Source organism: Blautia glucerasea, assembly GCF_020537505.1.
In the GTDB taxonomy this organism is placed as follows: domain Bacteria; phylum Bacillota; class Clostridia; order Lachnospirales; family Lachnospiraceae; genus Blautia_A.
Genome location: NZ_JAJBMO010000060.1, coordinates 1 through 2,570 on the forward strand (window position 1 = coordinate 1; position 2,570 = coordinate 2,570).

The window sequence follows — 2,570 nt, forward strand, 5'->3', positions numbered from 1 at the left end:
GGTCAAGCCCTCACCCTATTAGTAACAGTCAGCTCCATGTGTTACCACACTTCCACCCCTGCCCTATCTACCTCGTCGTCTTCAAGGGGGTTTACTTCTTTCGAATGGGACATCTCATCTTGAGGGGGGCTTCACGCTTAGATGCCTTCAGCGTTTATCCCTTCCGGACTTGGCTACCCGGCCGTAGACTTGGCAGTCTAACCGGTACACCAGCGGTCCGTCCATCCCGGTCCTCTCGTACTAAGGACAGCTCCTCTCAGATATCCTACGCCCACGCCGGATAGGGACCGAACTGTCTCACGACGTTCTGAACCCAGCTCGCGTACCGCTTTAATGGGCGAACAGCCCAACCCTTGGGACCTACTACAGCCCCAGGATGCGATGAGCCGACATCGAGGTGCCAAACCACTCCGTCGATGTGAACTCTTGGGAGTGATAAGCCTGTTATCCCCAGGGTAGCTTTTATCCGTTGAGCGATGGCATTCCCACTTAATACCACCGGATCACTAAGCCCTACTTTCGTACCTGCTCCACCCGTCGGTGTCGCAGTCAAGCTCCCTTCTGCCTTTGCACTCTTCGAATGGTTTCCGTCCATTCTGAGGGAACCTTTGGGCGCCTCCGATACCCTTTCGGAGGCGACCGCCCCAGTCAAACTCCCCGTCTGGCATTGTCCCACCGCCGGTTCACGGCGGCTGGTTAGAAGTCCAGTACTGCAAGGGTGGTATCCCAACAGCGGCTCCATGGCAACTGGCGTTGCCATTTCTCAGCCTCCCACCTATCCTGTACATGCAATACCGAACCCCAGTACCAAACTGGAGTAAAGCTCCATGGGGTCTTTCCGTCCTGGCGCAGGTAACCAGCATCTTCACTGGTACTTCAATTTCACCGGATGCATTGTCGAGACAGCGCTCAAATCATTACGCCTTTCGTGCGGGTCGGAACTTACCCGACAAGGAATTTCGCTACCTTAGGACCGTTATAGTTACGGCCGCCGTTTACTGGGGCTTAAATTCAAAGCTTCGCGTTACCGCTAACCTCTCCTCTTAACCTTCCAGCACCGGGCAGGCGTCAGCCCATATACCTCACCTTTCGGTTTCGCATAGACCTGTGTTTTTGCTAAACAGTTGCTTGAGCCTATTCTCTGCGGCCACTTCTCAGTGGCACCCCTTCTCCCGAAGTTACGGGGTCATTTTGCCGAGTTCCTTGACAATGCTTCTTCCGCCGGCCTTAGGATTCTCTCCTCATCCACCTGTGTCGGTTTACGGTACGGGTACGGTATAAACAATAGCGGCTTTTCTTGACGCATGGCTCACGGACTTCTCTACTTGTATTTCGATCCGCATCACGGCTTCCCATTGCCACCCGGATTTGCCTAAGTGACTGGTACCCCGCTTGCACCGGGCTTTCCATTCCCGGCTTCCGCTTTCCTTACGTGTCCCCACAGTTCTGTCATACCGCAGTACAGGAATCTCCACCTGTTGTCCATCGGCTACGACTCTCGTCCTCGCCTTAGGCCCCGACTTACCCAGGGCAGATCAGCTTTACCCTGGAAACCTTGGATATTCGGCCTAGAGGATTCCCACCTCTATCTCGCTACTCATTCCGGCATTCTCTCTTCCATGCAGTCCACAGCTCCTTACGGTACTGCTTCGTTCCGCATGCAATGCTCCTCTACCGATCCTTACGGATCCCTTAGTTTCGGTGGTACGTTTCAGCCCCGGACATTTTCGGCGCAGGGCCTCTCGACCAGTGAGCTATTACGCACTCTTTGAATGAATGGCTGCTTCTGAGCCAACATCCTGGTTGTCTTCGAGACCCCACATCCTTTTCCACTTAACGTACACTTTGGGACCTTAACTGAAGGTCTGGGCTCTTTCCCTTTTGACTGCCCAACTTATCTCGTGCAGTCTGACTCCCGGTCCTGTCTACATGGCATTCGGAGTTTGATATTCTTCGGTAGGCTTTGACGCCCCCTAGGAAATTCAGTGCTCTACCTCCACAAGACTCACGACCGAGGCTAGCCCTAAAGCTATTTCGAGGAGAACCAGCTATCTCCGGGTTCGATTGGAATTTCTCCCCTACCCACACCTCATCCCCACCCTTTTCAACGGATGTGGGTCCGGACCTCCACTGCCTCTTACGGCAGCTTCATCCTGGACATGGGTAGATCACCCGGTTTCGGGTCTACTCCTACTGACTTAAGGCCCTCTTAAGACTTGGTTTCCCTACGGCTCCGCACCTGAAGTGCTTAACCTTGCCAGTAAGCGTAACTCGCCGGACCGTTCTACAAAAAGTACGCGGTTGCGCTCATAAGGCGCTCCCACAGCTTGTAGACACAGGGTTTCAGGTTCTCTTTCACTCCCCTCCCGGGGTCCTTTTCACCTTTCCTTCACAGTACTATGCGCTATCGGTCACTAAGTAGTATTTAGCCTTAGGGGGTGGTCCCCCTGACTTCCCACAAGGTTTCTCGTGTCTCGTGGTACTCTGGATCCTGCTCAGTCTCATCAGCTTTCACGTACGGGGCTTTCACCCTCTGCGGCCGGCTTTCCCAAAACCGTTCTGTTAGCTTC

The 2,570-nt window shown here is 54.0% G+C and carries 1 rRNA gene; it reads right to left on the reverse strand.

Going from position 1 to position 2,570, the window contains the following annotated elements:
- Nucleotides 1–2,570 (reverse strand): 23S ribosomal RNA (locus tag LIQ05_RS19120); the annotation flags it as partial.